Annotated in this window: 20 protein-coding genes; 10 read left to right on the forward strand and 10 right to left on the reverse strand. The window is 53.1% G+C overall.

The features are described from left to right. Positions 1-171: 171 nt before the first annotated feature. Positions 172-720 (reverse strand): hypothetical protein, encoded by a 549-nt coding sequence (locus K4305_RS07810; RefSeq protein ID WP_331561853.1) that lies wholly within the window; start codon positions 718-720, stop codon positions 172-174. A gap of 597 nt (positions 721-1,317) precedes the next feature. Here K4305_RS07810 and K4305_RS07815 point away from each other — a divergent pair. From K4305_RS07815 to K4305_RS07830, 4 genes are all read left to right on the forward strand, one after another. Further along, positions 1,318-1,962: a LysE family translocator gene (locus K4305_RS07815; RefSeq protein WP_331561854.1), complete on the forward strand. Its 645-nt coding sequence runs from the start codon at positions 1,318-1,320 to the stop codon at positions 1,960-1,962. 26 nt (positions 1,963-1,988) lie between these two features. Further along, on the forward strand, positions 1,989-2,417 hold the full coding sequence (locus K4305_RS07820; protein WP_331561855.1) for an iron chaperone: 429 nt from the start codon (positions 1,989-1,991) through the stop codon (positions 2,415-2,417). Between the two features lie 151 nt (positions 2,418-2,568). Beyond that, positions 2,569-2,982, forward strand: coding sequence for a VOC family protein (locus K4305_RS07825; RefSeq protein WP_331561856.1), 414 nt, complete (start codon positions 2,569-2,571; stop codon positions 2,980-2,982). A 149-nt stretch (positions 2,983-3,131) separates the two neighbouring features. Next, positions 3,132-3,452 (forward strand): (2Fe-2S) ferredoxin domain-containing protein, encoded by a 321-nt coding sequence (locus tag K4305_RS07830; protein WP_331561857.1) that lies wholly within the window; start codon positions 3,132-3,134, stop codon positions 3,450-3,452. A gap of 84 nt (positions 3,453-3,536) precedes the next feature. Here K4305_RS07830 and acs read toward each other — a convergent pair whose 3' ends face one another. The 5 genes from acs to rsmI all read right to left on the reverse strand — a co-directional run bounded on the left by acs (position 3,537) and on the right by rsmI (position 12,215). Beyond that, positions 3,537-5,510, reverse strand: a complete 1,974-nt coding sequence (gene acs, locus K4305_RS07835; protein ID WP_331561858.1) for an acetate--CoA ligase — start codon at positions 5,508-5,510, stop codon at positions 3,537-3,539. A gap of 192 nt (positions 5,511-5,702) precedes the next feature. Beyond that, entirely contained in the window at positions 5,703-8,120 is a 2,418-nt protein-coding gene (gene leuS, locus K4305_RS07840; protein WP_331561859.1) for a leucine--tRNA ligase, read from the reverse strand. A gap of 154 nt (positions 8,121-8,274) precedes the next feature. Next, complete coding sequence (locus K4305_RS07845; protein ID WP_331561860.1) at positions 8,275-10,476, reverse strand: polyribonucleotide nucleotidyltransferase; 2,202 nt, start codon at positions 10,474-10,476, stop codon at positions 8,275-8,277. Between the two features lie 151 nt (positions 10,477-10,627). Then, positions 10,628-11,479 (reverse strand): pantoate--beta-alanine ligase, encoded by an 852-nt coding sequence (gene panC / locus K4305_RS07850; RefSeq protein ID WP_331561861.1) that lies wholly within the window; start codon positions 11,477-11,479, stop codon positions 10,628-10,630. Next, a complete protein-coding gene (gene rsmI / locus K4305_RS07855) occupies positions 11,463-12,215 on the reverse strand; it encodes a 16S rRNA (cytidine(1402)-2'-O)-methyltransferase (RefSeq protein ID WP_331561862.1) in 753 nt (250 codons plus the stop codon). Before rsmI ends, panC begins: the two co-directional genes overlap by 17 nt. A gap of 99 nt (positions 12,216-12,314) precedes the next feature. Between rsmI and K4305_RS07860 the strand changes: the two genes are divergently transcribed. Together K4305_RS07860 and K4305_RS07865 are read left to right on the forward strand one after the other, a co-directional pair. Continuing rightward, complete coding sequence (locus K4305_RS07860) at positions 12,315-13,298, forward strand: ABC transporter ATP-binding protein (RefSeq protein ID WP_331561863.1); 984 nt, start codon at positions 12,315-12,317, stop codon at positions 13,296-13,298. A 61-nt stretch (positions 13,299-13,359) separates the two neighbouring features. Continuing rightward, entirely contained in the window at positions 13,360-15,141 is a 1,782-nt protein-coding gene (locus tag K4305_RS07865) for a S49 family peptidase (protein ID WP_331561864.1), read from the forward strand. A gap of 80 nt (positions 15,142-15,221) precedes the next feature. Here the strand turns inward: K4305_RS07865 and K4305_RS07870 are convergent, their stop codons facing one another. Continuing rightward, on the reverse strand, positions 15,222-16,541 hold the full coding sequence (locus K4305_RS07870) for a hypothetical protein (protein ID WP_331561865.1): 1,320 nt from the start codon (positions 16,539-16,541) through the stop codon (positions 15,222-15,224). Positions 16,542-16,848: 307 nt separating this feature from the next. Here K4305_RS07870 and K4305_RS07875 point away from each other — a divergent pair, with 307 nt between their 5' ends. The 3 genes from K4305_RS07875 to K4305_RS12315 all read left to right on the forward strand — a co-directional run bounded on the left by K4305_RS07875 (position 16,849) and on the right by K4305_RS12315 (position 19,576). Then, positions 16,849-18,222, forward strand: a complete 1,374-nt coding sequence (locus K4305_RS07875) for a DUF2142 domain-containing protein (protein WP_331561866.1) — start codon at positions 16,849-16,851, stop codon at positions 18,220-18,222. Positions 18,223-18,361: 139 nt separating this feature from the next. Next, the gene (locus K4305_RS07880; RefSeq protein ID WP_331561867.1) at positions 18,362-19,309 is read left to right on the forward strand and encodes a glycosyltransferase; all 948 of its coding nucleotides are present in this window, start codon (positions 18,362-18,364) and stop codon (positions 19,307-19,309) included. Positions 19,310-19,381: 72 nt separating this feature from the next. Continuing rightward, entirely contained in the window at positions 19,382-19,576 is a 195-nt protein-coding gene (locus K4305_RS12315) for a GtrA family protein (protein ID WP_442880454.1), read from the forward strand. Positions 19,577-19,812: 236 nt separating this feature from the next. Here the strand turns inward: K4305_RS12315 and K4305_RS07885 are convergent, their stop codons facing one another. Both K4305_RS07885 and K4305_RS07890 read right to left on the reverse strand, forming a co-directional pair. Further along, positions 19,813-21,369 carry a YifB family Mg chelatase-like AAA ATPase gene (locus K4305_RS07885; RefSeq protein WP_331561868.1) on the reverse strand — a complete coding sequence of 519 codons (1,557 nt, stop codon included), beginning with the start codon at positions 21,367-21,369 and terminating at the stop codon, positions 19,813-19,815. Positions 21,370-21,629: 260 nt separating this feature from the next. Continuing rightward, a complete protein-coding gene (locus tag K4305_RS07890; protein ID WP_331561869.1) occupies positions 21,630-24,389 on the reverse strand; it encodes a phosphoenolpyruvate carboxylase in 2,760 nt (919 codons plus the stop codon). Between the two features lie 175 nt (positions 24,390-24,564). Here K4305_RS07890 and K4305_RS07895 point away from each other — a divergent pair, with 175 nt between their 5' ends. After that, positions 24,565-25,266: a photosystem P840 reaction-center cytochrome c-551 gene (locus K4305_RS07895; protein WP_331561870.1), complete on the forward strand. Its 702-nt coding sequence runs from the start codon at positions 24,565-24,567 to the stop codon at positions 25,264-25,266. An 83-nt stretch (positions 25,267-25,349) separates the two neighbouring features. Here K4305_RS07895 and queF read toward each other — a convergent pair whose 3' ends face one another. Beyond that, complete coding sequence (gene queF, locus K4305_RS07900; RefSeq protein ID WP_331561871.1) at positions 25,350-25,703, reverse strand: preQ(1) synthase; 354 nt, start codon at positions 25,701-25,703, stop codon at positions 25,350-25,352. Positions 25,704-25,712: the final 9 nt, after the last annotated feature.

Genomic DNA, 25,712 nt, shown 5'->3' on the forward strand with positions numbered 1-25,712 from the left:
TTTGTTCCGAATCCCTATTGCTGTGTTGGGCGGTGCTCGAAATCCTCATGTACTCTGTGTACACTCCGGTTTCTCCGCTCCGTCCGCCTTGCCCTCGTGCTTCTCACGACAATAAATAGAGGTGCCCTTTATTCCTCGATCAATCGGGGTAGGTTGCTCTTGGAGAGGTGATTACTTCAGGGTGTTCAGCTTCGCGACTGCCATCTTTCCCGCTTCGATGAGCCGGTTCCGCACCGATTCCTTGCTGGTGTTGCCGGCTCCGATCTGGATGTAATAGCCGTCAGACATGATGTAGATACCGCCGGTCGATATAAACGCTTCATCTCCCACGCCCTCTATATCGGTTCTCATACCTTCGAAATTATCTTTCAGGCTCTTGTAGATCGAAGCTGTCGGGATGCCTCCCGGCTGCATGAACGCATCCTGGGTCAGCGTCACCTGCAGGAACTCCATGGAGTCGCTCTGAGCGTTGTACATGCAGAGCTTCATGCCCACAACCTGCTTTTCGCTTTTCTCCGCAGGTTTAACCGCTTCGCCGAGAATTGTTGCCGCATCCTCCGCGGTGATGAGGTTGCACGGCTCGATGAGTTTCGATGCCTGCTGCTCTACTGCGGGATTTCCGCTGCCGACATCAGTTTTCTCCGGGTCGTTGCCGCTGCATCCGGTGAACAGCAGAACTGCGCAGAGCGGGAGTACGCGAATGATGTGTGCTGGTTTCATGAGGGGATGTGGTTTAGTGTGACTTTTTTTATGGAAACACTACATTTCAAGATAAGAAATTTAGATTCTGCTTTTCCTGAATTAGGCAGATCAGTATAAACATTGTTATGCCTCAAGGAGAGTCCAGTGAACTTTAAGGAAATAGCTCATCGTTTTACAGGATTTAGTACTCCAATTTCTGGCGTTTCTTGGAACCCACCAAAACCAGATTCTGAAGCTGCACAAAGGTTGATTACAGAGATTGAAGATAGGCGGGTTCTGTTTAATCCGTCAATGTATCCGCAACAAAATGAGATTGCCGAACAATGCCATGTGGGAGAAAGAATGTGAGAAAGAATGGGGACGCGCGCAATTACGTAAACTAATTGCGCGGTAGACGCGGCTGATCCCGGCAATGAAGCATTTATCCTTGTAACCAATCACGATTGCATCCGGAACTGATCGAGAGAGAATTCCCCCGTAAAGGATTTCTGTATTATTTTACGCTGACAGATACTGGTGAACAAGCGGATGGAGCAGATACTCCGCGTTACATAAATTTACCACCGCGGAACACTGCTCATCCGCGGCCATGCCGGGCCTGTCAAGGTTGCCGATATGACCGATTTCCTTCCATCCTGGCCGTTGTTTTACGCATTTCTTCTTGCGAGCGCCGTGCTTGCCGTGACGCCGGGGCCCGGCGTGCTGTATATTGTCACCCGCAGCCTCGTTCAGGGACGCCGGTTCGGGTTGGTTTTGGTAGCGGCTGTGGCTCTCGGCAACCTCGGCAATGCCTTTGCTGCTTCAATTGGACTTGCCGCTTTGTTCGCGTTTTCGTCCCTTGCTTTTAACGTCGTCAGGTATGCAGGCGCCCTCTACCTTGTGTACCTCGGTGTGCAGATGCTTCGCTCATCATCTGCCGGCAATTCAGCCGTTGTTCCCGACGCAGTGTCAACCGAGCGTGTCTTTCGTGACGGTTTCGTTGTTGCCTTGCTCAACCCGAAAACGACGGTTTTCTTTGCCGCCTTTCTCCCGCAGTTCCTGAGTCCCGTTGCGCCTCCCATGTTTCAGACCATCGCGCCTGGTTTCCTTTTCGTGGCAATTGCCGCCGTAACCGACAGCATTTATGCTTTGGTTGCCGGAGTGGTTGCGCCCGTACTGCGTGGCGGCGTTGTTGACAACTTCTGCCGGCGTCTCGGCGGCGGCATGTTTATCGGTCCTGGTATTTTCACTGCGTTTGCGGGATCGCGAAATGCCAAATAGGCCAAACCCATTCATCAACACGGACGATGCGCGATGAAGCCGTTGGCCTATCCACGGCCACGTCAGGCGGAAAATCGAAAGAGGAGGTAACTATGAAGCCGGGTAATAAAGAGGTGGATGCCTATCTGGTCTTGCAGCCGGAAGCCTTTCGGCGAGCCTTGCAGACTCTTCGTGAAGCCATCCAGGCTGTCGCACCCGATGCGGAAGAAGCTTTTGTGTATGGCGTCCCCGGATTCAGGCTGGAGGGGAAGCCGCTTGCTTGCTACGCAGGTTTCAAGAGCCATTGCGGATTCTATCCCATGAGCCCTGCCGTTATCAGCCTGTATGCTTCAGAACTGAAGGAGTATAAGGTTTCGAAGGGAACAATACGGTTCCAGCCCGGGAACATGCTTCCTGTGAGGCTCATAAAGAAGCTCGTCAAGGCGCGTATGATGGAGATACGAAAGGGAGGATGATATGCCCATCGATGCTGTTTGGCTGGTTTTCATGAACTGATAGACATGCCGTCCGGTTGAAGAGATAATGATAAGGATCGATAACAATCCGGGTTAAGGTGACAGGTATGATACCTGCGTAGTGTTTCGCACTCACAAAAGGAGAACGATCATGAACAGCAATCCCGTTGTCTGGTTTGAAATTTACGTCGAGGATATGGAGCGCGCCAGGGCGTTCTACGAAGCCACGCTCGATGTTGTACTGGAAAAGATGCTGCCGCCAACTGAGGAAATGAGCAAGGAAGCGAATATGGAAATGTGGAGCTTTCCCGGGCCCAGGGATAGCGAAACAGCCATGACTACACCTGGCGCAAGCGGCATGCTGGTGAAAATGGAGGGCTTCGGGCCCGGCGCAGGCGGCACCCTGGTTTATTTTGGCTGTGAAGAATGCGGGGCGACTGCTGCGCGTGCAGTCAAAAACGGCGGGCGAACAGTCAGCGAAAAAATGTCTATCGGGGAGTACGGTTTTATTGCGCTGGTTCGCGATACCGAAGGGAATATGATTGGTTTGCACTCGATGCAATAAATAATCATAACAGTCGCGACAATGCCCGTTGCGGTTCATTCGTCCTGATTCGGCTTCATGCCAGTAATGGTAAGCAGCGTCAGGAACAGGAAGGCCAGCAATCAGGCCTATGGTTCGGGAAAATGAATTCATAACAGGGATCGTGTATCATGGCTGTGCAACGTGAATCTCCATACGCCGCTCATGTTTTTGTCTGCACCAACGATCGGGGCGGAGAACGAAAATCATGTGCGGACGATAACAGTGAGCTTGTAAAGGCAACATTGAAGAGGGTTGTTGAAGAGAGAGGGTGGAAAGGAAAAGTGAGGGTTTCGACGTCCGGCTGCATGGGGCTTTGCGCTACGGGGCCCAATGTGGTGATCTACCCGCAGAAGGTATTGTTTACCGGGGTATCGCCGGATGACGTTGAGGGTATTGTGTCGGTTATCGAGCGGTTCATTGCCGGAGAGCGATGGCAGGGGGCGAGATAGCGGGATGGCTGGTTAAGGTGAAAAACAAGGAAGCGCAGCTTTTCGGGCTGCGCTTCCTGCTTGTGATGCGTTCGAGGCGATCGGTCAGTCTTCCTGATCGCGAAGGTTTTCCAGGACGCCGAAATCTTCGAGCGTGGTGACGTCGCCTTTGACTTCGTTGCTGGTTGCAAGCTCGCGGAGCAGGCGGCGCATGATTTTGCCGCTGCGGGTTTTCGGGAGTCCTTTTGCCCAGCGGATTTCGTCCGGTTTGGCAATCGGGCCGATCTCCTTGGCAACGTGGTTGCGCAGCGCTTCGCGCAGCTTCATGTCGCCTTCGTACTCGTCCTTGAGCGTGACGAATGCCACGAGGGCGTTGCCCTTGATGTCATCGGGGCGGCTGACAACCGCAGCCTCCGCAACGGCTTCGTAGGATACAAGGGCGCTTTCGACTTCGCTGGTGCCGAGGCGGTGGCCGGAGACGTTGACAACGTCATCGACGCGGCCCATGATCCAGATGTAGCCGTCTTCGTCCTTGCGTGCGCCGTCACCGGTGAAGTACATGTCGTCGAACTCCGACCAGTAGGTTTTTTCATATCGCTCGTTGTCGCCGTAGATGGTTCTGAGCATGGATGGCCATGGCTTTTTGATGACCAGATAGCCGCCTTCGTTGGCTTCGCACGGGGTGCCGTCCTTGCGTACGACATCGACCATGATGCCGGGAAGCGGACGGGTTGCCGTTCCGGGTTTGGTCGGTGTTGCGCCGGGCAGCGGAGATACCATGATGCCGCCGGTTTCGGTCTGCCACCAGGTGTCGACGATCGGGCATTTTTCCTGACCGACGATTTTGTGGTACCACATCCATGCTTCGGGGTTGATGGGTTCTCCGACTGAACCGAGAAGTCGGAGCGAGCTGATGTCGTGTTTGGTGACCCATTCGTTGCCGGCGCGGATGAATGCGCGGATGGCGGTAGGCGCGGTGTAGAGAATGGTGACCTTGTGGCGGTTGATGATGTCCCAGAAGCGGTCCCACTGCGGGTAGTTCGGCGCACCTTCGTACATAAGGAGCGTGGCGCCGTTGAGCAGAGGGCCGTAAACCATATAGCTGTGACCGGTGATCCAGCCTACGTCGGCGGTACACCAGTAAATGTCTTCGTCCTTGATATCGAATACGTATTTGAAGGAGCTTGCCGCATGCACCATATAGCCGGCCGTGGTGTGCAGGATACCTTTCGGCTTGCCGGTCGATCCGCTGGTGTAGAGCACGAAGAGCGGATGTTCGCTTTCGACCTCGACCGGTTCGCAGACATCCATGGCAAGGCCCATGAGGTCGTGCCACCAGTGGTCCATGCCGTCGTGCATGTTGACCTTTTCTCCGGTCACTTTCAGCACGATAACGCTGCGGATGGAGGGTGTGTTGACGATAGCCTCGTCAACGATGCTCTTCAGATTGATCGAACTTCCGCGGCGTCTCGTTCCGTCGCAGCATATGACGAGTTTGGCGCGGGAGTCGTTGACTCTTTCGGTAATGGCATGAGCCGAAAAACCTGCAAAAATGACGTTGTGCACGGCGCCGACGCGGGCGCAGGCAAGAACGGCGATAACCAGTTCGGGAACCATGCCCATGTAAATGGCAACGCGGTCGCCGGGTCTGATGCCGGCAATTTTAAGCACGTTGGCGAATTTGCTGACCTGACGGTGCAGTTCGCCGTATGTGATGACCTGCTGGTTTCCTTCCTCGCCTTCCCAGATAATGGCGGCCTTGTTTTTTCTCCAGCTGTTCATGTGCACGTCGACGGCATTATAGCAGATGTTGGTTTTTGCGCCGTTGAACCATTTTGCATAAGGGGTGTTCCATTCAAGCACACTGTCCCATTTTTTGAACCAGTGGAACTGTTCGGCTATACCTGCCCAGTAGGATTCTGGATCCTCGGCTGCAGCAGCATAAAGCTTTTCGTACTCCTCCATCGACGAAATGTGGGCGTTCCCTGAAAATTCCGCAGCAGGAGGGAACTTGCGCTTTTCCGAAAGAACGGAGCTGATGGATTCCTGGTTGGTTGATGGTTTTTCGTCTGTTGCCATTGATCCGGTTTTTATGAGTTGACAGAAAAAAAATCCTGCTCACAGGCATGTGAGCATGAACGGTGACTGTGGCTTGTGGAGATTATTTTTTCGGATAGCGCACGAATGACATAATTCTCATTTTACATAAAAAAAAACTTGTTGTCAATAATTGTTACCCTGTGATACGACATTCCGGTAGTTTCATCCGGACTATTTGACGGCAAAGTTGACCAGTTTATCGGGAACGACGATTTCCCGCACAACGGTTTTTCCTTCGAGGAACTTTACGACCGATTCGACAGCTCCTGCCTCTCTGAGAAGATCCTCTTTGGCTGTTCCGGCCTGGGCGGTAAATGTGCCCCTGAGTTTTCCGTTGACCTGCACGGCAATTTCAACGACGCTGTCCGCAGCGAGTGCCGGATCGAATGCAGGAAATGGAGCTCCGCTTATCGATCCATCATGGCCGAGAGCCTGCCAGAGCTCCTCGCAAATGTGCGGCGCGTATGGGGCCAGCAGCAGAAGCAGTGTTTCTGCTGCTGTTATCGAGCGGATGCCGCTTCTATGCAGTTCGTTGACGAAAACCATCATTTCCGAGATGGCGGTATTGAACTTGAGCGATTCGGTATCTTCCGAGACCTTTTTTATGGTTTTATGCATGCGGCGCAGCAACTCTTCGGGCAATGTGTCGCATGTGAACTGAGCCATCGATCCTTCCTGTTCGGGGTAGACCAAGCGCCAGACCTTGCCGAGAAACCGGCTTATTCCCTCGATGCCGTTGGTATTCCAGGGCTTGACCTGTTCGAGCGGGCCAAGAAACATTTCGTAGAGCCTGACGGCATCGGCTCCATATTTCTCCAGGACATGGTCGGCCGGAATGACGTTGCCCCTTGATTTCGACATCTTTTCGTTATCCTCACCGAGGATCATGCCCTGATTGAACAGCTTGCGGAAAGGCTCTCTGGTGCTTACGACTCCGAGATCGAAAAGCACCTTGTGCCAGAAACGGGCGTAAAGCAGGTGCAGTACGGCATGTTCGGCGCCTCCTATATAGAGATCGACATTCATCCAGTAGCGTTCCTTTTCAGGATCGACGAGATTATCGCCGTTCAGAGGGTCGATGAAGCGCAGGTAGTACCAGCAGCTTCCTGCCCACTGGGGCATGGTATTGGTTTCCCTTCTGAACGATCCATGCCCGTCGTTTCCGTAGAGCCAGTCGTGAATTGTTGACAGCGGCGATTCGCCGGTATCGGAAGGCTGGTAGGCTTCAACCTCGGGCAGCGTGAGCGGAAGGTTCGTTTCCGGACGAAGCGTGCCGTCTTCATAGTGCTTGACCGGAATGGGCTCGCCCCAGTAGCGCTGACGGCTGAAAATCCAGTCGCGCAGCTTGTAGTTAACCGTGCGTTTTCCGGCTCCTTTCGATTCGAGCCATGTTGCCATGACCTCGAACGCTTCGCTGAAGGAGAGTCCGTCAATGCTGATATCGCCGTTCGACGAGTTGACGCAGACGCTGTCCTTGCCTTCGAAGACCGCTTCCTGAACCTCGTGCGGGCTTCTGATGACCTCGATGATGGGAAGATCGAATTTCTTTGCGAACTCCCAGTCGCGGCTGTCGTGAGCCGGTACCGACATGATGGCGCCCGTTCCGTAGCTGGTGAGCACGAAGTCGGATATCCAGACCGGCAGCGGCTTGCCCGTTGCGGGATTGATTGCGTACGAGCCGGTAAATACGCCGGTTTTATCCTTCTGCAGGCCGGTGCGCTCGAGCTCGGTTTTCAGTTTCGCTCCGCCGATATATGCCTTGACCGCTTTGAGGTATTCAGCAGTGGCGAGCTTTTCGGCCATCGGGTGTTCAGGCGAGATGACCAGATAGGTCGCGCCGAAGAGCGTGTCGGGCCGGGTGGTGTAGACCCGCAGGTTTTTATTGTGACATCGCAGTTCAAAGTCGATTTCAACGCCTTCCGATCGTCCGATCCAGTTGCGCTGCATCTGTTTGACGTTTTCCGGCCATTCCAGTTCGTCGAGATCGGCAAGCAGGCGTTCGGCATAGGCGGTTATTTTCAATACCCATTGTCGAAGCGGCTTGCGCACAACGGTATAGCCATCGGCGATTTTTTCGTCCACTTCCTCGTTGGCAAGAACGGCTTTGAGCTCGACGCACCAGTTCACATCGACGTCCGACATATAGGCCAGCCCCATCTCGTGGAGTTTCAGGAATATCCACTGCGTCCACTTGAAATAGGCGGGATCGGTTGTATTGATTTCACGAGACCAGTCGTAGGAAAAGCCCATGGCCTGCAGGGTTTCCCTGAAACTGCGGATGTTGTTTTCAGTGGTGATTTTGGGGTGGGTGCCGGTTTTGATGGCATACTGTTCGGCGGGAAGTCCGAATGCGTCCCAGCCCATGGGGTGCAGTACGTTGAAACCGCAGCTTCTTTTGTATCTGGCGACGATGTCCGAAGCGGTATACCCTTCAAGGTGTCCTACGTGCAGGCCGGATCCGCTTGGATAGGGGAACATGTCGAGTACGTAATATTTTGGCCTGTCCCGGTACTCGGCGGTTCGGAACGTATCGGTATTCTGCCAGAGGGATTGCCATTTTTTTTCAACTGCCGAAAAATCGTAACGCATGATGTTCTTTTTCGTTCGGATTTTTTTTGTCAGCTCTTAAAGGAGCATCGGGAAGGCTGAAAATATGAATTGCCGCCCGCTGAAAAAACGGTTTTCATAAAAAAAAGCAGTGCAGGAGAGCCTGCACTGCTTTTTTGCGTAAACAGGGCTCTGCTCAGTTGTTTTCCTGGCCGTTTTCCTTCTGTTCGTCTTTGGCGGCGTCGATTTCGACCGCTTTCATGGAGAGCGCGAAGCGGGTTTTGCCGGTACGGGGATCCTTGCGGACATCGACCAGCTTGACCTTTACACGGTCGCCGATTTTCAGATGATCGCTGACTTTGGCGACCCTTACGGTAGACGAAATTTCCGAAATGTGTACAAGCCCATCGGTTTTCGGAAGAAATTCGACAAAGGCGCCAAGTTCATCGCGGACGTCGCGGACCTTGCCGAGGTAGGTCGTGCCGACTTCGGGCTTGGCCAGGAGGGTCTTGATCGTGGCCAGGGCGGCGTGGGTTCCTTCGACGTTCGAGCAGGCGATGGTTACGGTTCCGTCGTCCTCGATATTGATTTCGGCGCCGGTCTCCTCGGTGATGCTGCGGATGGTTTCGCCGCCTTTGCCGATAATGAGGCCGATGGCATCGACGGGAATCTGTATGGTTGTGAGCCTCGGCGCATAAGCGGCAAGTTCATCGCGGGAAGAAGGGATGGCCTGCTCCATGACCTCGAGGATATGGAGTCTTCCCCTGCGGGCCTGTTCGAGAGCGTTTTCAAGGATATGGTAGTCAAGTCCGTCGATCTTGATATCCATCTGGCATGCCGTAATGCCCTCTGCGGTGCCTGTTACCTTGAAGTCCATATCGCCAAGATGATCCTCGTTGCCGAGAATGTCTGAAAGGACGGCATAGTTATCGCCTTCCTTGATCAGGCCCATAGCGATGCCGGATACCGGCTTTCTGATCGGTACGCCGCCGTCCATGAGTGCGAGGGTGCCGCCGCAGACCGAAGCCATCGAGGAAGAGCCGTTGGATTCAAGAATGTCGGACACGATTCTGATAGTATAGGGGAACTCCTGTTCCGTGGGTGCCACCATTCTGATTGCCCGCTCGGCAAGATTGCCATGGCCGATCTCCCGGCGTCCGGTTCCTCCCACGCGTCCGGTTTCGCCGACCGAGAAGGGCGGGAAGTTATAGTGAAGCATGAAACGTTTGTCTGCGGTGTCGGTAAGGGTATCGACCGACTGGGCATCTTTTTTGGTACCGAGCGTGACAGTGACGAGTGCCTGGGTTTCTCCGCGGGTAAAGAGCGCCGAACCGTGGGCTCTGGGGATGACGCCCAGTTCGATGGTAATGGGGCGTACCTGTTCGAAAGTTCTGCCGTCGAGCCGTTTGGCGTCGTCGAGGATCATGTGACGCATGACCTTTTTTTCGATCGAGTGGATCTCTTCCTCTATCACATGGGCGTTCAGGCACATGGCTTTAGACGGATCGGCCGAAACATCGGCATCCGCGTAAAGCGTTTTGAAGTGGTCGAGCGATTCCTGCAGGGTTTCGCGGTATATCGCGGCGGTTTCTTCTGCACGGGCCTCTTTTGCCAGCGGGGTATAAGCGAGCTGTTTGAGTCGGGCTTCGCAGATCTCGCGGACTTTTCCGGTGAGTTCCGACGGAACCGATGCCGGAGCGAAAGCGCGTTTCGCCTTGCCGACCTCTTTTGCCATTTCTTCCTGAACCGAGCATATTCTGCGGATGGCGTCGTGACCGAATCTGATGGCCTCGAGCATTTCCGCTTCGGAGATCTCCTTCATCTCGCCTTCCAGCATACAGATGGTATTTGCCGTACCTCCGATGCAGATGTCGAGATCGCTCCGCTGCAATTCATTGATATCGGGATTGACGATGAACTCGCCGTTGATTCTGCCGACGCGCACTTCCGACATGGCGCTCGGGAAGGGGATATCGGAAACCATGATTGCTGCCGATGCGGCAATGCCGCCGAGCACGTCGGCGTCGTTCTGCTGGTCTGAAGAGATGACCGAGATGATGACCTGCGTTTCGTAATAGTAGCCGTCAGGAAAGAGCGGGCGCAGGGCGCGGTCTATCAGGCGGGCAGAGAGTATTTCCTTCTCTGAAGGACGGCCTTCACGTTTGAAGAAACCGCCGGGGAATTTGCCCGCTGCGGAATATTTTTCGCGGTATTCTACCTGGAGAGGAAAGAAGTCCTGATTGGGAGGAGGAGGAGTTTTGCTTGATACTACCGTGGCGAGCACCATCGTGTCGCCAAGCCGGACGACGGTCGCGCCATCGGCCTGTTTGGCCATCTTTCCGGTTTCGATCGACAGTATTTTTCCCTGGCCAAGATCGATCTCTTTTTTGATAATCATGAAAATCGGTTGAAATTAGTGATAAAAGTGTTCCTCATCTCTTGTGCACAGCCATGGGCGACCTGCCTTCCGGGTTCTGCCGTTCGAATCGGCTACGGAACAGAAAAAACAATCAATCCTACAATATAAGAAAAAAAGTGTTTTTCTGTAATCAGGCGGTGAATAGGCAGTTGTCTATCAGCCGCACGTTTCCGGCATAAACGGCAAGCAGCAGACGGTACTTTTTTTCCCGTTCCGCGGTTTCCGCCGGCATGAACTTCTCTTCGTCCACGAATGCGACATAGTCGCACCGGAATCCCGGTTCTTCGGCGATCATGCGCTCGATTTCGGCTGCGATACCAAAGAGGTCTGTCCGCTTTTTTTCGATTTCCCGGCTCGCATGGCAGATACCCAGGTAGAGCGCCTGTGCCGCTTCGCGCTGCTCTCCGGAGAGGTAGATATTTCTCGAACTGACGGCAAGCCCGTTTTTTTCGCGTATGATGGGCGCACCAACGATTTCGACATCCATATTCAGATCGCGAACCAGCCTTCGGATGACGGCAAGCTGCTGGGCATCTTTTTCTCCGAAAACGGCAGTATGGGGTTTGGTGATCTGCAGCAGCTTGGTGACGACGGTAACAACCCCGTCGAAATGTCCCGGACGCTTCATGCCTTCGAACCCTTCAGCTATGCTGCCGGCCCGGATGGCAGTCTGAAAGCCTTCAGGGTACATCGATTCGACGGAAGGCGCGAAAAGATAGTCCACACCTGCAGCTCGGGCATGGGCGGCATCCTGTTCGAACGGCCTCGGATACCGATGAAAATCCTCGTCCGGCCCGAACTGTTTAGGATTGACGAAGATCGTCAGAATTACGGTTCCCGAAACGCTGCGGGCCTGATGTATCAGGCTGAGATGCCCTTCGTGGAGAGCGCCCATGGTCATGACGACGCCAATCCGCTGCCTGCGCAGCCTTAGTTTTTCTGCGGTAGCCTGCATCACGGCAGGTTCAGTTATTATCTGCATTGTCCTCGTACTTGTTGTATGACGTATTGGTTTTCTGCTTTCCTTCGTTGACGGGATGCACCACCACAACGAATTCGCCTCTCACCTTTTCTTCGGGAAGCTGCTCCGATACCATTTCCGCCGGCCCGGCGAGATACTCTTCATGTATTTTGGTCATCTCCCGGGCGATGAAAACATTCGCTTCGGGCATCTGCGCCGAGAGCTCGTCGAGCAGTTTTTTTATGCGGTACGGCGATTCATACAGCACGAAAGTCGTGCCGAGAGACGAAAGGTATTCAAGACGGCTTTTTCTGCCTTTTTTATGCGGAAGAAAGCCCGCAAAATAAAAGCTGCTTACCGGCAGCGGACAGACAGAGAGCGCGGCGGTAAGGGCGCTCGGGCCCGGAACGGGAATGACCGCGAACCCTCTTTCCCTGAGCGTGCGTACCATGAGGAAGCCGGGGTCGCTGATGGCCGGAGTGCCGGCATCGGTGATGAGCGATACGTCGAGTCCTTCCGCGAGCATCCGCGAGATGCGTCCGATGGCGGCCTGTTCGTTGAAATCGTGATAGCTGACCAGCTGCTTGCCGGTTATACCGAGATGACGAAGCAGAATCGAGGCCCGTCTTGTATCTTCACAGGCGACAGCTTCGGATTGCTGAAGGGTTTTTATGGCTCTCAGGGTGATGTCGTCAAGATTGCCGAGCGGCGTCGCAACAACGTAGAGGGTGCCGTTATGTTGGTTTCCGGAAGGCAAAACAGTCTGGTTCGTAACGGTGGATCAGGTTTCTTATGGAAGTTTCAGCACGCTTTTAGTATACTAATAAAAATACGATAAACAGCTATTCGTCACACGATGGACCTACAACGGCAGCTTCTTTCGGCAAGGGATATCAATGTGCATTTTCCCGTCAAACCGGGGGGAGGCAACGGCAGGGCAAAACGCGTCAGTGCGGTGAACGGCGTGTCGTTCGATATCTATCGGGGCGAAACGCTCGGCCTCGTCGGCGAATCGGGATGCGGTAAAACTACGCTTGGACGGGCGATTCTGCGACTCGGGCACGGCGTCACAAGCGGCAGCGTCACCTTTGACGGAAAGGTGGTCTCAGCTCTGGACGCTGGCGGTTTCAGACCGTTTCGCAAGAAGATGCAGATGATATTTCAGGATCCCTTTGGTTCGCTGAACCCGAGGTTGACCGTCGGGCAGATGCTCGGCGAAGTGCTTGCGGTACACCGGATAGCAAAAGGTGACGCCGCACTCAGGCGCACGCTCGAACTTCTCGATCTCGTCGGCCTGAACCGGGAGTATGCGAACCGTTATCCGCATGAATTTTCGGGAGGACAGCGGCAGCGTGTAGGCATAGCCCGCGCGCTTGCGGTCGGCCCCGAGTTCATCATCTGCGACGAGCCGGTTTCGGCGCTCGACGTCTCAATCCAGTCGCAGATCATCAATCTCCTGAAAGATCTCCAGCGGGATCTCGGCCTGACTTATCTCTTTATAGCGCACGATCTCTCCGTGGTCGAATACATTTCGGACCGGGTCGCGGTTATGTATCTCGGAAAAATCGTCGAAATCGCCTCTTCCGAAGAGTTGTACCGCAATCCCCTGCATCCATACACCAGGGCGCTGCTTTCAGCCGTTCCAATACCGGAGCCCGACGCCAAACGTGACAGAACGTTATTGAAAGGAGATCTCCCCGGCCCGCTCAATGTGCCTTCGGGATGCGGTTTTCACCCGCGGTGCCCGGTCGCCAGGCCAGAGTGCAGCACTATGGAGCCCAGGCTGAAAGCATCGGGCAGCGATCCGCTGCATCAGGTGAGCTGCCTGCTGTATGAATGATTTCATTGTCGTTTTTTGTTCCGAATCTTTCCGTTTCGTTTATCAATCGATGCTGTCTGTTATGCAAGCAAAAAGCTGTTTTCTCAAAGGATGCCTTGTACTGTTCCTCCTTCCGCTTATAGTCGGAGCAGTGTTGTTTTTTGTTTTTCGTTCGTCGCACGATCTGCCCGGACGTTTCGTGCTGACTGTGCCGTTGGGAGGCTCTCTCGAAGAGATTGGAAGCGTACGCGATGCGTTTCCGCTTTCCGGCGAGGGGGAACAGCTCTCTTTTCAGGATATGCTCTTTATCCTCGATCAGGCATCGCACGACAAAAGAATCGATACCGTCCTGCTGGAAATCGGAAATCTGCAGGTATCGCCGGCAAAAATCACGGAACTGCGGAGCGCCATAGCCAAAGTCCGGGCCGGGGGACGCAAGGTTGTGGCCTGGCTCCACTCCGCCGAGGACAGCGATTATCATCTCGCTTCGGCCTGCGATTCCGTGATTGTAGAACGGGGTGGCTATCTGCTGCTCGACGGCCTCAAAGCCGAAACGCTTTATTATACCGCACCGCTTGAAAAGCTCGGCATCGCATTCCAGGCGACGCAATGGAAAAAATATAAAAGCGGCATCGAGCCCTTTACACGCACCGGAGCGAGTCCAGAGTATCTTGCGCAGGTCAACTCGCTGCTCGATGTCGTCTATGGCGACTATACCGCTTATGTTTCGAAACGGCGGGGCTTTAGCCGCGATTCGCTCGAATCCGTCATCGACAATATCGCATTGGTGCAGGCGGAGAAAGCCGTAAAGCTTGGCCTTGCCGACGGCGTAGCCTCGCACTGGGAGCTGAAGCGTTCGATGGCTCGACGCATCAGCGGTAAAGAGCCTGAAAAAGCCGACGATCTTTTCGTTTCCGCAGCGGCATACCGTGAATCGATCGACTGGCCGGCAAAGGCCGATACTGACGATGCGGTTGCCGTCATTACCCTCTCCGGACCTATAGTCCGCTCGGCTTCGGGAGCGGCAATGGCTTCGGACGAAGGCGCCGACGTCGGGATGCTTCGCCGTTCGCTCGATGCCGCGCTCGAAGACAACAAGGTAAAGGCGATGGTGCTCCGCATCGACAGTCCCGGAGGGGACGCATTTGCCGCCGCCGATATGCTGCAGATGCTCGATTCGGCAGCCGTTAAAAAACCGCTTGTGGTATCCATGTCGGGCGTTGCCGCATCGGGAGGCTACATGGCCGCGCTGGCGGGAAAAACCGTGTTCACCCAGCCGCTTACCGTGACCGGTTCGATCGGTGTCTATGCGCTTAAACCCGATATCAGCGCTCTTGCAGCAAAAACCGGCCTTGGCCGCGATGTCGTGACCAGAGGGCGTTTTGCCGATGCCAATACGGCATTCAAGCCTCTTGAAGGCGAAGCATACCGGAAGTTCGACGAAGCTTCCGGTTTCATATACGACGATTTCGTCGCCAAGGTTGCCCGGTCAAGAAAGATGTCGGCCGCTGCGGTGGATTCCGTTGCCGGAGGAAGGGTGTGGACCGGCAGGCAGGCATTGGAGCTCGGCCTTGCAGACAGTACGGGAGGACTGTTCGACGCCGTCAGGGAGGCGCAGCGTCTTGCGAAGATGGATGTTTCCAAAAAGCCGCGCATCCTGCTCTATCCCGAACGGCAGCCGTGGTGGCAGATGTTTTTCGACGGAGGTCCGGCTGCGGTTGCCCGCTCGTTCGGCGCTGCGGCCATCGGCGAAGCGGTATCCCCGCTGCCTGCCGGAGCCATGCTTCGCATGATTGCCATTGCGGTACGGTCCGGACGGGTTCAGATGCTTGCTGCCATGCCGGGAGAGATCATCATCCGCTGAGGAGTGCCTCGTTGTTGCCTGGCAACGGCATCGGCAGGGATGCCGTTGTGCAGGGCAGAAACAATCGCCTGTGTTCTCGTTTAAAATCTGTAGGTCATCGAACTCTGGGCCCTTACCGCATCGCTGTCGGGAGTGTTCAGGTATCCGGTATCCCATTTCGAAAGCTGCAGACCGAAGACGAAGTTCGGCGTCAGCTGGTTGACGTAGGCCGCAAACAGGCTCCGATTGAAGGTTCTCGGGTTTTCCATGCCGGAGAGATCGCCGTTCTCGGGATCGTCGAAGCCTCCCCCGAGGCTTATGGTTACGGCCGGCGAATATGCGTAGCGTAACGCGGCCCACCCTCCGCTCGAACGGATACCCTCGGGTTTCGCTCCTTTTGCATTGACTCCCTGGAACACGCCTCCCCAGTAATCGTCGAGATTGGATCCGGTGAAATACTCGCCGGCCAGCAGAAGTCTGGATGAGAGCGGAAACGAAAGTTCCACATTGCACGACCATGAGTCGATGGTTTCATGGTGGTTCAGCTTGTCGGAGTCCCACTCCTCCTGCCCGTAATGCCCGGACAGCGCTATTGCTGCAGTTTTTCCCGAGTCTGTCAGCGGAGTGGAGAATGCGATGCGACCCTGAACAGTCGGCATATCGGCATCTTTTCCGGTATCGGTACCCGGAGTGTTTTTCTCGCCTATGGTTCTCGACGCTGCCGCTGCGATTTCAAGACGGCTTTTTTCTCCCACCGCAAAGCCCTTCGTCAGGCGCAACTGAGGGTGCCGCGTGCCGATGTTGCCCGATGCCCACATCATCCCCGGATCGTCCACGAAAGGAATCAGCGAGGAGACCAGATCCCAGGTCTGGCCGGCTGTGACGCTGAAATCCGAAGCCGGCCAGCAGGCCTTCAGATAGCCGTGCCGCAGACGGGGATTGAGGTTGTTTTCGCTGCCGCCGCCGAGAAAATCAAGCTCGACGTTGCCCGAAAGTTTCAGGTATCCGGTATCGGGTCCGCTGAAATTGATGCCCAGCCTCGTTGCCCCTGCGGTGAGGTTCCACTCCCCGTCGCTGCCGCCGGTTCCGGGCTGCGCCCAGAGCGCTATGTTTCCGGGGTTGACAGGGCTGCTGTCGTACGACGCGTCGAGGCGCGCGAACCCATACAGCTGCGCACTGACGCCTGAATTCGTGGTAACCGCTATGCTGGCCGGCGCCTTAGTTGCGTAGCTCGCAACCGGAGGCTCAGGTGATGTCGCTGTTGTTTCAGGGCTCTTTATAAGGAGGGTTTTCAGTTCGGCAAGTTCATTTTCGAGCCTGGCCACCCTCTCTTCGAGGGTTTCGGCGGCTATCGTCGGCGGATGAGCCAGCAAAAGCCCTGCAAGCATGAGCGTGTATGGAAGGATGCGTTTCGTTTTCATGGTGTGTGTGCACATTCTGAAGATTGTCCGCCCCTGTTCCGGAGCGGGAAAAATCTGAATATACATCATGGAGGGGAATCCTCGGAACAGGGAGGTTTTGGGCTTCATTTTCCTGAATTTTTCGTAATTTCGCAGCGAAGTGTTTAACCCCCAGGCCCGCTTGTGAACCTGTACAACATTTCAGTTCTTACGGATAGTATGCTTTCTTTTCAGAATTTTTCAGGTGCCCTTTATAGACGGTTTCCTGAAAATGAATGTGGGAATTATGCTTGGCTTTTAATAGTGGTTTATAACAAGGAGGTATACATTGCTTTATGATAAGCTTCAATATTTATGGGTTTTTTTTATTGCCCCTTTTGTAATTGTGATGGCTTTTTTTACTCCGCCATTTCAGGTGCCGGATGAATTCTCGCATTTCGCAAAAACAGATCAGGTCTCTCGTGGCGTTTTTATGCCTGGTATAAATAAAGATTCTGTTGTTGGTAATGAAACCTCTTTGGGGGTGAAAAAGCTGATTGAAATAAAGGGGTATAATGATATTGCATCTAACAATAAAATTAAAGTCGATGCTATTACATCAAATAATGTGAGGCCGTCCGAAATATTGTGGGATAACAAAACAGAATTCGTAAATAACAATAATACGGCGCCATATTTTGCTGCAGGGTATTTTGTGCAAGCAATTGGTTTGTTGATTTCTAAAAATATAGGAATGAATGTGATATCATCATTCTATTTTTCCAGATATCTTGTCGCTTTTGTTTGTATTCTTTTTTCTTTTTTTGCGATCAAAATATATGACTACGGAAAATTATTGATGTTTGTGATTTTGTCATTTCCGATGACGCTGTTTGAGTACGCATCTGTTTCACAGGATGGTATATTGATTGCTTCTACAGCGTTGGGTATTGCAATAGTTACAAAATATGATAATTATGAAAAAAGTGGAATGAAATACTTTTTTTTACAGTTGTCAGGACTTTTATTGCTGTCTGTGGCGGCATTTGGCAAGCCCCCGTATGTTTTTATATATATGTATTTTTTATTCTATATTTTATTATACAGGCGATCGGGCAATGGAGTTGCTGTATTTGTTTCAGGTCTTATCATTCTTGGTATGGTAATTTTATGGTGTGTCGTGGTATCGCCGTATACTAAAATACCTTTGCATGGAGGTGTTGATCCGGTTGCGCAAATAGAATATATTAAAAACAATCTGCATGTTTTGATTGATGTTGTATTGCGTAATTCAATTTATAATATTGACGGTTTATCAAAAGGTATGTTCGGTATTCTTGGGTGGTTGGATATACAGCTATCTGCGATTTCCTATTTTTTTATGAAGTTAATTGTGTATGTGATGGTCGTTACAGGTGTGGTGGCGTCTGCGATAAAGAAAAAATATTATTCTCTGCTGTCGATATTTATGGCATTAATTTCGTTGTTTGTGATTTCATTGAGTTTGTATATAACATGGACTGCTGTTGGAGAAGGTCATGTCGATGGTGTGCAGGGTCGATATATGATCCCGATATTTTTATTGATTACTTATGCTTTGAGTGAGGAATGGATAAAAAAATATGATTACCGTTCAAAAGCCGTTATTGTAATGGTAGTGTTTATAATGTATGCGGTTGGGCTTTCTTCCTTGTTTTCCATTTTGCAGAGATATTATATTTAGATTGTAATCGGATTCTCTTGTTTAGATCAATGGTTCACCGTTCTTTTCGGTTTTTATGTTGTGTGCCCTGACTGTGAGTATAAGAGGATTTTATTATAAATACATTTACGGATAGAATTATTTGTTAAATAATATGCATATGCTTTATCGAGGCCTGAAAGTAGCCCTTATTGTTCCTTGTTATAATGAAGAAATTGCTATTGCACAGGTAATCAGGGACTTCCGTAATGCGATGTCTGGAATCGCGATATTCGTCTTTGACAATAATTCAATTGACAGGACAGCTCTCGTTGCCAAAGGAGAAAACGTTCAGGTCATATCTGTATCTCTGCGCGGAAAAGGCAATGTTGTGCGAAGAATGTTTGCAGATGTCGATGCGGATATTTATGTGATGGTGGACGGCGATGGGACATATGATGCTTCATCGGTCACTAAAATGGTCGACAAGTTGATCGATGAGCATCTGGATATGGTGGTTGGCACAAGGACAGCACCTCAGGATACAGCGGGTTCTGCCTACAGACGAGGACACAAGTTTGGAAACCATATTCTGACACAAAGTGTCATAAAAATATTTGGCGGAGGATATACTGATATGCTATCGGGGTATCGGGTATTTACCAAACGATATGTAAAATCCTTTCCTGCCTTATCCAAGGGTTTTGAAATCGAGACGGAGTTATCGATACACGCCCTGGAACTTAGAATGCCTTATGGTGAAATTATGACTCCATATGGAGCAAGGCCTGAAGGATCGGAAAGTAAATTATCCACCTATAGTGATGGTTTGAGGATACTTAAAACTATTTTCAGGCTTTACGTTTCTGAACGTCCTTTATCATTCTATAGTATATGTGCGGCTTTAATGGCCGCGTTTTCCGTCATAATTACAATTCCGGTTATTGGCGAATTCTTTACGACAGGTCTTGTTCCCCGTTTCCCGACAATTATACTTTCCGCCTCTGTTATGGTTTCAGCTCTCCTTTCATTTTTTTGCGGTCTTATTCTGGATAATGTCACTAAAGGTCGTCATGAAATGAAGCGTTTAGCGTATCTTGCGATTCCTCTTCATGATATGGAAATCTAATAAACAGGAATTGTTTATTAGATTTATTATATAAATGAACGCTAATAAAAAAATCAAAGTATCAACCCGGTTATTTTTTTTGGATTATCAGGAATCGTTGGCTTCGTTATCGATTCTTTTGTGTTGTACCTTCTAAAAGATAGTCTGGGTCTTTATGTTGCCCGTCTGGTTTCGTTTATGACTGCCGTATTTTCGACATGGCTATTTAATCGCACAATCACGTTCAGTGAACAAGATTCAGGGTATTCGAAAGCAAAGGAGTTCTGATTATATCTTGCCTTGATGGCAATAGGCGGAGGGATTAATATCGGGGTCTATTCGTTTTTAATCGCGTCCTGTTCGATAGTTGCATATTACCCGGTTTCTGGCGTCGCTGCGGGGAGTCTGGCCGGGATGTTTATCAATCTTCTTACATCCCGGTTTTTATTGTTTCGATTTCGGAAGTAATAACTATAAATGCGTTTTAATGTCGATGCAGATGTCAACTGCAGGCCGGGGTGCTTTCAGAAGCTCCAGAACTCCCTGTCGAGGTTGCGGTACTGGATGCCCTGCACGAGATGTTTCATCTCGATCGTCCCGGACCCGTCGAGGTCGGCGATGGTCCGGCTGACTTTCAGGATGCGGTCGTGCGCTCTTGCCGAGAGGTTCAGCATGTTCATGGCGTCCATCAGCTTCTGCGAACTTTCCGGCGAGAGTGCGCAGAATTTTCTGATCAGTTTCGAACCCATCTGGGCGTTGGTGTAGATGCCGGCGCAGGCGGCTTCGGTGAACCTGCGGTTCTGTATCTCGCGCGCCCGTATCACCCGCTTCCGGATCTCCCGCGAGCTTTCGGCAATCGAGCCCGAAAAGAGTTCGGTGTTTTCTACCTTCGGCACGTCGATATGGATGTCGATGCGGTCGAGCAGGGGGCCTGAAATTTTGGAGAGGTAGCGCTGGATCTGCTGCGGCGCGGCGGTCAGGTTTCCGTCGCGATCCTTGAGCGCCCCGGCCGGACTCGGGTTCATGGCCGCTACGAGCATGAAGCCAGCAGGGTAGCGGGTGGTTACCGAAATTCTCGATACCGTGACCTCCCGGTCTTCGAGCGGCTGGCGCAGCACTTCAAGCGCGCTGCGGCTGAATTCGGGCAGTTCGTCGAGAAAAAGAATGCCGTTATGGGCAAGACTGACCTCGCCGGGCTTCGCCGTGGTGCCGCCGCCGATAAGCGCGACGTTGCTGGTGGTATGGTGCGGGTTGCGGAACGGTCTGGTCACCATGAGCGGACGGTCTTTGTCAAGCAGGTTCGCAACCGAGTAGATTTTCGTGGTTTCGAGCGATTCCTCGAATCCGAGCGGCGGCAGAATGCCCGGCAGCGCCTTGGCGAGCATGGTTTTTCCGCTGCCCGGAGGTCCGATCATCAGCAGATTATGGGCGCCGGCCGCGGCGATTTCGAGCGCTTTCTTTGCCGCCTGCTGTCCCTTGATGTCGGCAAAATCCACCGGGTATTCCGGTTCGGCGGCAAAAAGGTCGGCGACGTTGACCTCTATCGGCGGACGGCTCTCATTGCCGTTGAGCAGTGCTGCGGTTTCGTTCAGGGTTTCGACGCCGTAGATGTCGATATCGGCTTTCGATGCCGAAACCGCCACGGCGGCTTCCGGCGCGTTGGCAAGCGGAAGGATGATGCGCCTGATGTTCTCTTTAGCGGCCATGATGGCGACGGGCAGCGCTCCGTTCACCCTGCGGATCGATCCGTCGAGGGCAAGTTCCCCCATGATGAGCGTGTCATCGAATTTCCGTTTGACGAGTTCGAGCGAACCGAGCAGGCCGATGGCTACCGGCAGGTCGAATGCCGTACCCTCCTTGCGGATGTCGGCAGGGGCGAGGTTGACGGTCACTTTTTTGGGCGGCAGGTCGAAGCCGGAGTTTCGGATTGCCGTGAGAATCCGTTCCCGGCTCTCCCGGATGGCGTTATCCGGGAGTCCGACGACGGTGAAGGAGGGGATGCCTCCCGATACGTTGGTTTCGACGTCGATCCTGACGGCATCGATGCCGACGATGGATGCGGCTGAGAGTTTTGAGAGCATGGGCAGGCGGTTTTCTCTGTTGCAACTGCTTATAAGGGCAGCTCGAAAAAGTTATTCCGCACCCGGATTGCCGCGTTGGTCGGTGCTCGAAATCCTCATGTACTGCGTGTACACTCCGGTTTCTCCGCTCCGTCAGCGTTGCACTCCGGGTGCTCACGACACTTTTTCGAGGTGCCCATAAGAGAATGGTACGTAAAAATAGCTTGAAAGTTACGTTGGCGGCTTATTTTTCTCTGCCGTTTCGCTTCCGGAAAATCATTTCAGCCGGTGCTTCGCAGCCCGCCGGCTATGGCGTTGACGCTGAGAAAGAGCTCCGGCAGCATCCTTTCCGCTTCCATCTCATGCCCTCCGGTACCGAGTTTCCTCCATTCGGAGAGCAGCAGCACCTGCCTCCGGTGAAGCAGCCGCAGCGCTTCCTGGCGTTTGCCGATAAAACGCATAACGTTGAACCGCTGTTCTTCGAGCTGCTCCCCGTAGATCAGGTCGATGTACCGCCTCGTTTTTGCGAGTTCTGTTTCTATCGTCTCCATAATGCTCGTCCGCAACGCGTCGTCGGCAACCAGAGCCGCATAGAGCCGCATGATGACGGGATCGACGCTTGCGATGCTTGCGTCGGCGTTGCTGACGATGTAATAAAGGGTGGGGCAGAGCAGTTCCCTGCTCCGGATTTTATCCGCGACGTCAGGGAAGTGCTCTTCGAGATGTTCGAGCGCCGATCCGACGCCGTACCAGCCCGAGAGGGCGAAGCGGGCCTGGTTCCAGCTGAATACCCAGGGAATCGCCCTAAGGTCTTCTATGCTGCGTTCGCCGCTTCGTCTCGATGGTCTCGACCCGATGCGCATCTGTTCGATGATGTCCACCGGAGTGGCTTGCCTGAAGAAAAGGGGAAATCCCCCGGTGCCGGTCAGCCTGCGGTAGGCGATGTTTGCCTGCGTGGAAAGAGCGTCCATTACAGGCTTGATGTCGATGCAGGGTTCTGATGTCGAGTTGTGTCGCAATCGCTCTGCGGTAACTCCTGCGGCGAACTGTTCGAGATTGTATATGGCGCTGATTCTGTTGGCATATTTCTGGGCGATGGTTTCGCCCTGTTCGGTAAACCGGATGCCAGCGTTGAAAGATCCGTGCGGCTGCGCGCGCAGAAACCGGTTCGTCGGACCGGCTCCCCGACTGATGCTGCCTCCGCGTCCATGAAAGAATCGTATTTGCGTGCCGAACCGTGCTCCGGCTTCCTGCAGAAGTTCCTGTGCCCGGTAGAGCATCCAGATGCTTGAAAAGATGCCGCCGTCCTTGTTGCTGTCGCTGTAGCCGATCATCACCTGTTGGACCGGAGCGCTTGGTCCGGCTGTTTTCTGCTGGTAGCGGAGCGATCGCGCTGTCATGGGGTGCTGCAGGAAGCCTTCGATGATTTCCGGACTTTTTTTCAGGTCGTCGATGGTTTCGAAGAGCGGAACGACCGGCAGCATACATGCGTCGCCATCTTCGAAGGGCACCATAAGACCGGTTTCCCGGGCAAAGAGGTAGATGGCCAGAAGGTCCGATACTCCTCTGGTCATGCTGACGATGAGAGATCCTACTCCTTCCGGGCCGAACCGGCTGCAGTGGCGCCGCAGGACGCGGAAGCAGGCAAGTACCTTCTCGGCTTCAGCTCCTGCGGTCATGTCGGGATGGGTGAAGGGCCTCGGAGAGCGGAGCTCTTCGGCGAGGAAGCGGATTTTTTCGGGTTCGCTCAACTCGGGGTATCCGGCGCCGTCAAGCCCGGCTGCCGTCATGAGCTGTGAAAGCGCAAGGTCGTGTATGCGGCTGTTCTGGCGGATGTCGAGCGCTCCGAGATGGAAGCCGAAGGTCTGTACGATCCGGTAGACCGGCATGAGGTCCGTTGCGGCGATGTTGCGGGCACCGGCGATTCTGAGCGAATTGTCAAGCATGTCGAGATCGGCAAGCAGTTCCCGGGAGAGCCGGTAATGGAAGACGGTTCCTTCCGTCGATACGGGTTCTTTTTCGGGAGGAAGCGCGGCGATCATCAGGTTGAGGAACTGCCGCCACGGTTCGTGCCGGTTTCTTTGCAGCGCATGTTCGCCCCGGTGTCCAAGCGCTGCCGAAAGTGCTGCCATACGACTGAGGAGCTCCCCGGCGGGTTGCACCAGCCGTTCGGAGAAGCTCAGTTTCGATGCAAGTTCCGAGAGTTTCGCTTTGAGCAGTTTCAATGCGTGCCGACGCATTTCGAGGAGCGTTTCTGCAGTCACGTCGGCGGTGACGAAGGGGTTGCCGTCGCGGTCGCCTCCTACCCAGCTGCTGAAGCGGAATTGGGGGAGGTCTGCCGGTCCGCCAAAGGCTCCCGGATCGAACCCCGATTCTTTCCAGGCCTGGATGAGCCTTTTATCGTGAAGGGCGACGACTTCGGGAAAAATGTTGTAGAGATAGTGGATGACATTCCTTCTTTCGGCGGATACTTCGGGTTTTTCATAGAGGATTTCTCCTGTTCGCCAGAGCCGCTCGAGTATTACTATAATATTGTTACGGATATCGTTCCGTTCCTGAGGCGTCCACATGCCGTTTTCCCGTTGCACAAGCTGCAGGTAGAGCTGCCGGTGGTGTTCGAGCACGGTTTTTCTTTTGGCCTCGGTAGGATGTGCCGTCAGGACGGTATCGATGCAGGAGTCGGGCAGCGACTGCAGGATCTCCTGTTCCGTCATGCCGTTTTCCCTGAGTTCCGTAAAAACTTTTCCCCATAGCCCGGCAAGCACCGCGGTTCCTTTTTCGCTCTCCATCGAGCGGCGGTACTGCGCGCCTGCATTTTCCTCCGCCATATTGATCAGCTGGAAGACAATCGAGAATGCCTGCAAGGTTCTTTCGGAATTGTTCAGCCCTTCTATGGGGAGACCGCTTTTATTCCAGGGCAGATGCGCGACCGCTTCGTTTTCTTCGAGGGTTCCGAGCACTTCGAGAAAGCACTCCAGAAGAAAATTGAAATCGCGTTCCGCCTTGTCGAAGTCCATGACGCAGCTTGCCGAGGTGATCATATGTGTTTTCAGAATAGGAATTAACGTTCATATCAAGTCGCACGGAACAGCAGTCCCTCTGCAGGAACTTTTAAAGTAAAGGTTTTTACCCTTTATGTTTGCCGCCTTTACTTATAATGCTTATCTTATTCAATAAAACATTTGCAAGCCACTAACACCTAATTCATTACCTGTCATGGACAACAAATCAAACGGTAAGCTTATTGCACTTGCAATCGGCGGGGCTGTCTTAATGGGGGCTTTGTTTTTCGGGGTGTCGTTTTTAACCGGCTACAAGGTGCCGGCTGAAAACATTTCTGCCTTGACGACGCCGCTGAGCTCGTTTACAGGCTGGTTCATGCTGATTTTCTGCGCTTCGCTGATCATCATGATTCTCGGCAAGATGTCTTCCCGTATCAGTGACAGGTGGTTTCTCAGTTTTCCTCTCGGTTCTCTCGGTCTTGTTGCGCTCCTTTTCGTCATTCTGTGGATCTGGCCTTCAGGTTTTCTGCATCCCTCTGCCGGACGCACAACGACCGTCGACGACAAATACATCCGTTCGGTTCCCCAGTTGACCGCATTCCTTGAAGGCGATACCGATTTCGAAAAGGCCACGAAAGAAAGCCTTGAGAAGGCCGCTGCCGACGAGGCCGCTGCCGCTGCCGCCGCTCCGGCTTCCGGCGAGACAGCTTCGATCGATTTCGATGCCGCTAAGACCCTTGTCGATAACAAGTGCAACAAATGCCATACGCTTGATTCCGTCAAGGACAAGATGAAGAAGTATATCAAGCAGGGCGAGACCGAAAAAATCGTAGTGACCATGAAAGTCGTACCCAACTCAGGTATCACCGATGCCGATGTGAAGCAGATGGTTCCATGGTTCAATGCAAAGTACTGACAGGGACTCTGCCTGAACGCATAAATGAACAAAACCCCGGTTATCATGCCGGGGTTTCTTTTTTAATGGATTTTTCCGGTTGATCAGATTGTTGTCGCAACGTATCTGACTGTGACGGTCTCGGTGATACCGCCCCTCGCATTCCACTCGCTCCTGACGGTCATTTCTCTGGGCAGCGATACGGCAACCAGGTCGTCAAGGATCCTGTTCGTGATATTTTCGTAGAAGATGCCCGCGTTCCTGAAATCGAGGAAATAGTATTTGAGGGATTTCAGTTCTATGCAGACCTTATCGGGGATATAGCTGATGGTGATGGTACCGAAATCGGGAAGCCCTGTTTTCGGGCACACCGACGTGAATTCCGGATTGACGATTTCGATGGTGTAGTCTCTCTGCGGAAAGGTGTTGTCGAATACTTCAAGAAGCTCTCGTTTCATCTGGACTGG

The organism is Chlorobium sp. (assembly GCF_036528655.1).
Lineage (GTDB): Bacteria > Bacteroidota > Chlorobiia > Chlorobiales > Chlorobiaceae > Chlorobium.